The organism is Leeuwenhoekiella sp. NPDC079379 (assembly GCF_044542075.1).
Classification (GTDB): Bacteria; Bacteroidota; Bacteroidia; order Flavobacteriales; family Flavobacteriaceae; genus Leeuwenhoekiella.
The window spans coordinates 1-9,439 of sequence record NZ_JBITTU010000008.1; the positions used below are offsets into that span (position 1 = coordinate 1).

Consider the following 9,439-nt stretch of genomic DNA (forward strand, 5'->3'; position numbering starts at 1 on the left):
GCTGATACTTTCAACGCTACAGAAGATACCCTGTTGAGCGAAGATGTAAGCACTAACGATACCTACAGCGCAGCTGCTACCTATGCCTATAACAACAATGCAGACAATGGTGGTACGGTAGTAATGGCCGCTGACGGTACTTTTGACTATACCCCGGCTCCTGACTTTGCAGGTGATGAGACCTTTACCTATACCGTAACCGATGTAAACGGTACTACCGAAACCGTAAGTGTAACCATCACGGTAGCCGATGTTGTAGATATTATAGCAGATACTGATAATACGTTAGAAGATACTGCTGTGACTACAGCTGTACTCGATAATGATACCTTTCAGGGAACATACGGTACAGACTATACCATTACGGCAACTACTGATCCGACAAACGGAACCATTACCTTAAATACCGATGGAACCATTACCTATTTACCAAATCCGGACTTTAACGGAACTGATTCCTATACCTACTCGGTAACTGATGTAAATGGAGCGGTTAGTACCGAAACAATTTCTATTACCATCACTCCGGTGGTAGATATTGTAGCAGATGCTGATACTACGTTAGAAGATACTACTGTGACTACAGCTGTACTCGATAATGATACCTTTCAGGGAACCTACGGTACAGATTATACCATTACGGCAACTACTGATCCGGCAAACGGAACCATTACCTTAAATGCCGATGGTACCATTACCTATTTACCAAATCCGGACTTTAACGGAGCTGATTCCTATACCTATTCGGTAACTGATGTAAATGGAGCGGTTAGTACCGAAACGGTTTCTATTACCATCACTCCGGTAGTCGATATTGTAGCAGATGCTGATACTACGTTAGAAGATACTGCTGTGACTACAGCTGTACTCGATAATGATACCTTTCAGGGAACATACGGTACAGACTATACCATCACGGCAACTACTGATCCGGCAAACGGAACCATTACCTTAAATGCCGATGGCACCATTACCTATTTACCAAATCCGGACTTTAACGGAACTGATTCCTATACCTATTCGGTAACTGATGTAAATGGAGCGGTTAGTACTGAAACAGTTTCTATTACCATCACTCCGGTGGTAGATATTGTAGCAGATGCTGATACTACGTTAGAAGATACTGCTGTGACTACAGCTGTACTCGATAATGATACCTTTCAGGGAACATACGGTACAGACTATACCATCACGGCAACTACTGGTCCGACAAACGGAACCATTACCTTAAATACCGATGGCACCATTACCTATTTACCAAATCCGGACTTTAACGGAACTGATTCCTATACCTATTCGGTAACTGATGTAAATGGAGCGGTTAGTACTGAAAGAGTTTCTATTACCATCACTCCGGTGGTAGATATTGTAGCAGATGCTGATACTACGTTAGAAGATACTGCTGTGACTACAGCTGTACTCGATAATGATACCTTTCAGGGAACATACGGTACAGACTATACCATTACGGCAACGACTGATCCGACAAACGGAACCATTACCTTAAATACCGATGGTACCATTACCTATTTACCAAATCCGGACTTTAACGGAGCTGATTCCTATACCTACTCAGTAACTGATGTAAATGGAGCGGTTAGTACTGAAACAGTTTCTATTACAGTTACTCCCGTGGTAGATTCAGAAAATGATATTACGTCTACATTAAATGAACAAACAATTGAAATTGATGTTCTAATTAACGATACAGAAGTTCCAATATTAGGCACGTTAACAGTTTCTGTTTCGCCAGCTAATGGCACAGTTTCAATTTTAGATAATGGAACACCAAATGATCCTAGCGATGATACCATTCTATACACTCCTAATGATAATTTCTTCGGAATAGATACATTTGAATATACAGTTTGTGATCAAAATGGAGGATGTGATTCGGCAACTGTAACGGTAACTGTAGATGAAGCTATAATTACAGCCATAGATGATGATTTAACAGGGACACCTGTACCAGGTAATACAGGAGCTATAGCAATTGTAAATGTTTTAGATAATGACCTTAAAAACAATGAGCCAGTTGATCCTACTGAAGTATCTATTACTCCAATCACAGTTGGTCCACTAACTGTGAATGCAGATGGTTCTGTTGATATAGCTCCAGAAACACCACAAGGAAACTATTCGATTGAATATACGGTTTGCGAAATTGCTAACCCAACGAACTGCGAGACAGCTGTTGTAACAGTTATTGTCGCTCCGGCGGTAGTGGTTGCTAATGCTGATGATTTCAGTGCTAACCCGATCACAGGTCAAACCGGTGGTGTGGCAGGTGATGTAACTACCAATGATACTCTAAACGGGGATCCGGTAGATGATGGAGATATTACCATCTCAGTTGCTGATAACGGCGGACTTACAGGTGTAACAATGGATGCTGATGGTTCCGTAATCGTGCCCGCAGCTACTCCTGCAGGGACCTATGACATTACCTATTCAATCTGTGAAAACTTAAATCCAACGAACTGCGAGACAGCTGTTGTAACTGTAGTGGTTGCTCCGGCGGTACTGGTTGCTAATGCTGATGATTTCAGTGCTAGCCCGATCACAGGTCAAACCGGTGGTGTGGCTGGTGATGTAACTACCAATGATACTCTAAACGGGGATCCGGTGGATGATGGAGATATTACCATCTCAGTTGCTGATAATGGCGGTTTATCTGGTGTAACAATAGATGCTGATGGTTCAGTAATCGTGCCCGCAGCTACTCCTGCAGGAACCTATGACATTACTTATTCAATCTGTGAAAACTTAAATCCAACGAACTGCGAGACAGCTGTTGTAACAGTTGTTGTCGCTCCGGCGGTACTCGTGGCGAATGCTGATGATTTCAGTGCTAGCCCGATCACAGGTCAAACCGGTGGTGTGGCTGGTGATGTAACTACCAATGATACTCTAAACGGGGATCCGGTGGATGATGGAGATATTACCATATCAGTTGCTGATAACGGCGGACTTACGGGTGTAACAATAGATGCTGATGGATCGGTAATCGTGCCCGCAGCTACTCCTGCAGGAACCTATGACATTACCTATTCCATCTGTGAAAACTTAAATCCAACGAACTGTGAAACGGCTGTTGTAACAGTTGTGGTTGCTCCAGCGGTATTGGTTGCTAATGCTGATGATTTCAGTGCTAACCCAATCACAGGACAAACCGGTGGTGTAGCTGGTGATGTTACAGCTAATGATACCTTAAACGGGGATCCGGTTGATGATGGTGATATTACTATCTCAGTTGCTAATAACGGCGGTTTACCTGGTGTAACAATTGATGCTGATGGTTCAGTGATTGTGCCCGCAGCTACTCCGGCAGGTACCTATGACATTACCTATTCCATCTGTGAAAACTTAAATCCAACGAACTGTGAAACGGCTGTTGTAACAGTTGTGGTTGCTCCAGCGGTATTGGTTGCTAATGCTGATGATTTCAGTGCTAACCCGATCACAGGTCAAACCGGTGGTGTAGCAGGTGATGTAACTACCAATGATACTCTAAACGGAGATCCGGTGGATGATGGAGATATTACCATATCAGTTGCTGATAACGGCGGACTTACAGGTGTAACAATAGATGCTGATGGTTCAGTGATTGTGCCTGCAGCTACTCCTGCAGGTACCTATGACATTACCTATTCCATCTGTGAAAACTTAAATCCAACGAACTGTGAGACGGCTATTGTAACTGTGGTGGTTGCTCCGGCGGTACTCGTGGCGAATACTGATGATTTCAGTGCTAACCCGATCACAGGTCAAACCGGTGGTGTGGCAGGTGATGTAACTACCAATGATACTCTAAACGGAGATCCGGTGGATGATGGAGATATTACCATATCAGTTGCTGATAACGGCGGACTTACAGGTGTAACAATAGATGCTGATGGTTCCGTAATCGTGCCCGCAGCTACTCCTGCAGGGACCTATGACATTACCTATTCAATCTGTGAAAACTTAAATCCAACGAACTGTGAGACAGCTATTGTAACTGTAGTGGTTGCTCCGGCGGTACTCGTGGCGAATACTGATGATTTCAGTGCTAACCCGATCACAGGTCAAACCGGTGGTGTGGCAGGTGATGTAACTACCAATGATACTTTAAACGGAGATCCGGTGGATGATGGAGATATTACCATATCAGTTGCTGATAACGGCGGACTTACGGGTGTAACAATAGATGCTGATGGATCGGTAATCGTGCCCGCAGCTACTCCTGCAGGGACCTATGACATTACCTATTCAATCTGTGAAAACTTAAATCCAACGAACTGTGAAACGGCTGTTGTAACAGTTGTGGTTGCTCCAGCGGTATTGGTTGCTAATGCTGATGATTTCAGTGCTAACCCAATCACAGGACAAACCGGTGGTGTGGCTGGTGATGTAACAGCTAATGACACCTTAAATGGTGATCCGGTTGATGATGGTAATATTACCATCTCAGTTGCTGATAATGGCGGACTTAACGGTGTAACAATTGATGCTGATGGTTCAGTGATTGTGCCCGCAGCTACTCCGGCAGGTACCTATGACATTACCTACTCCATCTGTGAAAACTTAAATCCAACGAACTGCGAGACGGCTGTTGTAACTGTGGTAGTCGCTCCGGCGGTACTCGTGGCGAATACTGATGATTTCAGCGCTAACCCGATCACAGGTCAAACCGGTGGTGTGGCTGGTGATGTAACTACCAATGATACCCTAAACGGGGATCCGGTTGATGATGGAGATATTACCATCTCAGTTGCTGATAACGGCGGACTTACGGGTGTAACAATAGATGCTGATGGATCGGTAATCGTGCCCGCAGCTACTCCTGCAGGGACCTATGACATTACCTATTCAATCTGTGAAAACTTAAATCCAACGAACTGTGAGACAGCTATTGTAACTGTAGTGGTTGCTCCGGCGGTACTGGTTGCTAATGCTGATGATTTCAGTGCTAACCCGATCACAGGTCAAACCGGTGGTGTAGCAGGTGATGTAACTACCAATGATACCTTAAACGGAGATCCGGTGGATGATGGTGATATTACCATATCAGTTGCTGATAACGGCGGTTTATCTGGTGTAACAATAGATGCTGATGGATCGGTAATCGTGCCCGCAGCTACTCCTGCAGGGACCTATGATATTACCTATTCAATCTGTGAAAACTTAAATCCAACGAACTGCGAGACAGCTGTTGCAACTGTGGTAGTCGCTCCGGCGGTACTCGTGGCTAATACTGATGATTTCAGTGCTAACCCGATCACAGGTCAAACCGGTGGTGTGGCTGGTGATGTAACTACCAATGATACCTTAAACGGAGATCCGGTAGATGATGGAGATATTACCATCTCAGTTGCTGATAATGGCGGTTTATCTGGTGTAACAATAGATGCAGATGGATCGGTAATCGTGCCCGCAGCTACTCCTGCAGGAACCTATGACATTACTTATTCAATCTGTGAAAACTTAAATCCAACGAACTGTGAGACAGCTGTTGTAACTGTGGTAGTCGCTCCGGCGGTACTGGTGGCGAATACTGATGATTTCAGTGCTAACCCGATCACAGGGCAAACCGGTGGTGTGGCAGGTGATGTAACTACCAATGATACTCTAAACGGGGATCCGGTTGATGATGGTGATATTACCATATCAGTTGCTGATAACGGCGGTTTATCTGGTGTAACAATAGATGCTGATGGATCGGTAATCGTGCCCGCAGCTACTCCTGCAGGGACCTATGACATTACCTATTCAATCTGTGAAAACTTAAATCCAACGAACTGTGAGACAGCTATTGTAACTGTAGTGGTTGCTCCGGCGGTACTCGTGGCGAATACTGATGATTTCAGTGCTAACCCGATCACAGGTCAAACCGGTGGTGTGGCAGGTGATGTAACTACCAATGATACCTTAAATGGAGATCCGGTAGATGATGGAGATATAACTATCTCAGTTGCTGATAACGGCGGACTTACAGGTGTAACAATAGATGCAGATGGATCGGTAATCGTGCCCGCAGCTACTCCTGCAGGGACCTATGACATTACTTATTCAATCTGTGAAAACTTAAATCCAACGAACTGCGAGACAGCTGTTGTAACTGTGGTAGTCGCTCCGGCGGTACTGGTTGCTAATGCTGATGATTTCAGTGCTAACCCGATCACAGGGCAAACCGGTGGTGTGGCTGGTGATGTAACTACCAATGATACCCTAAACGGGGATCCGGTAGATGATGGAGATATTACCATCTCAGTTGCTGATAACGGCGGTTTATCTGGTGTAACAATAGATGCAGATGGATCGGTAATCGTGCCCGCAGCTACTCCTGCAGGGACCTATGACATTACCTATTCAATCTGTGAAAACTTAAATCCAACGAACTGTGAGACAGCTGTTGTAACTGTAGTGGTTGCTCCGGCGGTTATTGGTGCAGAGCCAGATGACTTTAGCGCAACTCCTGTAAATGGTTTAACAGGTGGCATTGCTGGCGATGTAACAGCTAATGACACCTTTAATGGAGCTCCTGTAGATGACGATGATGTATTTATATCTGATGATGGTGGTATTCAAGGAGCTAGTATTGATAACAATGGAAGTTTAATAATTCCTCCGGGAACGCCCGCAGGAACCTATACTATTATATATACAATTTGTGAAAATCTAAACCCTGGAAATTGTGGATCAGCTCCTATTACCATTTTGATTTCTGCAGCTAGTATTGACGCTATTGCAGATGACTTTAGTGCGACTCCTGTTAATGGATACATTGGTGGTGCTACAGCTTCTGTTTATGGTAATGACACCTTAAATGAGACAGGGTTCAATAATAATAAAGTGCGTCCTTCAGTTATTGATAATGACGGAATAACAGGTTTAGGCATCCAAAGTAATGGAACACTTACAATCCCATCCAAAACTCCGGCAGGGACATATACTATTACTTATCAAATTTGCGAAGCACTTAACCCTTCAAACTGTGATACTGCACAAGTGACAATTGTCATTTCAGAACCTGTAATTATCGCTGTTAACGATGATTTTTCAGCCCGAACAATCAATGGTATTGAAGGAGGTTCTGCTGGTAATGTATTGAATAATGATAACATTGGTAGCGAACAAGCAAATGCCTCTACAGTTGCTATTTCTATTCTAAATGATGGTGGTGTAAACGGACTTACAATTTCTCCAAATGGAGTTATAGTTGTTCCAGCAAATACTCCAGCAAATACGTATACTATAGAATATCAATTATGCGATGTGCTTAACCCTTCTAATTGTACCACTGCTTCAGCTATAATTAAAGTAGGTGCCGGTACACTAAATGCAAACGATGATGATCTTACAGCAAGTCAAGTTAATGGATATCAAGGTGGCACCCTTAGTGGTATTTTGGATAATGATTTACTTAATAATACAGCTGTAGACCCTGCGTCTGTTACGCTAAGCCTTGTTGATAACGGCGGCATAACCGGTCTAAGTATCGATGAAAATGGAGCAATAACAATTCCTGCAAATACTAAAGCAGGAAGTTATAGTGTTATTTACCAGATTTGTGAAGATCTAAATACAGACAATTGTGATAGCGCAACAGTTTTAATTAGCGTTGTCGCTCCTGCTATAGTTGCTGTAGATGATGACTTCACAGGAGATTCTGTTAATGGTTTTACCGGCGGTACGACTCCAAGTGTATTAAATAATGATTCTTTAGACGGAAACGCTCTAGCGGCATCAGAGGTTAAACTTCAATTAATAAATACCGGTGGTTTAGACGGGCTTGAACTAAATACAGACGGAAGTTTTGCAATTCCATCAGGAACACCTGCAGGAGACTATACAGTAAGCTATGAAATCTGTGAAAACTTAAATCCGAATAATTGTACTACAGCAAGTGTAACGATTCGAGTTGATGCTACTCCTATTGAAGCTATTGCAGATGATTTCACAGCTAATACTATTGATGGTCAAAGCGGCGGAATTGCTGGAGATATTACAGATAATGACACTTTAAATGGCGTAGCTGTAGATGATAATGATATAGACATTACACTTATTAGCAGTGGCGGACTCAATGGTGTTGAAATTGATAATGATGGAACGGTTAGTGTTCCTCCACTAACTCCTACGGGTGTTTATACAGTTACCTATTCAATATGTGAAAATCTAAATCCAAACAATTGTTCGGGACCTGTAAGCGTTCAAATTAATGTTGGTCAGTCTACACTAGTACTTACACCAGATAATTTTAATGGAACTCCGGTAAGTGGGCCTAATGGTGGCATAGCCGGAAACGTTCTTACTAATGATACATTTAATGGTGCTACAATTGATGCTGCAGATGTTGATGTAACACTTACAAATAATGGTGGATTAAGTGGTGTACGCATAAACGACAATGGAAACTTAATCGTACCGCCAAACACACCCGCAGGTACATATACCATTACCTATTCAGTTTGTGAAAACTTAAATCCAAATAATTGCTCAAGTACAACAGCTACAATAGCCGTTGAAGCTGCAGATCTAGTTGCAACTAACGATGACTTTAGTGCTACACCAGTAAACGGAGCAGATGGTGGGGTTGCTGGTAATGTCTTAGGAAATGACACCTTGGATAACGCTGCGGTTTCTCCTACAGATGTAACAATATCTCTTGCAGATAATGGCGGACTAAGCGGAGTAGCAATTAATAATAATGGAAACTTAATCGTGCCACCAAATACTCCGGCTGGCAGCTATACCATTACTTATTCAATATGTGAAAACTTAAATCCAAATAACTGCCAGACGGCAACGGCTACAATCGTAGTTGAAGCTAGTGAGCTAATTGCAGGCGCAGACGACTTTAGCAATACTCTTGTAAATGGTAAAACAGGTGGTGTTGTTGGGGATGTTACAGATAACGACACGTTAAATGGAGATCCTGTTGAAGATGCCGATGTGTTTATCGTAAACAACGGCGGACTAAACGGTGCTTCAATTAATAATAACGGAAACTTAGTAGTACCACCAAATACTCCTGCAGGTACTTATACGGTAAGCTACAGTATTTGTGAGGTTCTCAATCCTAATAATTGTGCCACTACTACTGTAACTGTTGTAGTTGCTGCAAGTGATCTAGTTGCAACTAACGATGACTTTAGCGCTAAACCAGTGAACGGAGCAGATGGTGGAGTTGCTGGTAATGTCTTAGGAAATGACACCTTGGATAATGCTGCGGTTTCTCCTACAGATGTAACAATATCTCTTGCAGATAATGGCGGACTAAGCGGTGTAGCAATTAATAATAATGGAAACCTAATAGTGCCACCAAATACTCCCGCTGGCAGCTATACCATTACTTATTCAATCTGTGAAAACTTAAATCCAAATAACTGCCAAACGGCAACGGCTACAATCGTAGTTGAAGCTAGTGAGCTAATTGCAGGCACAGACGACTTTA

The 9,439-nt window shown here is 43.0% G+C and carries 1 protein-coding gene; it reads left to right on the forward strand.

Going from position 1 to position 9,439, the window contains the following annotated elements:
- Positions 1–9,439: Ig-like domain-containing protein (locus ACIGAM_RS14295; RefSeq protein WP_396512156.1), on the forward strand; the 9,439-nt coding region annotated here is incomplete at both ends.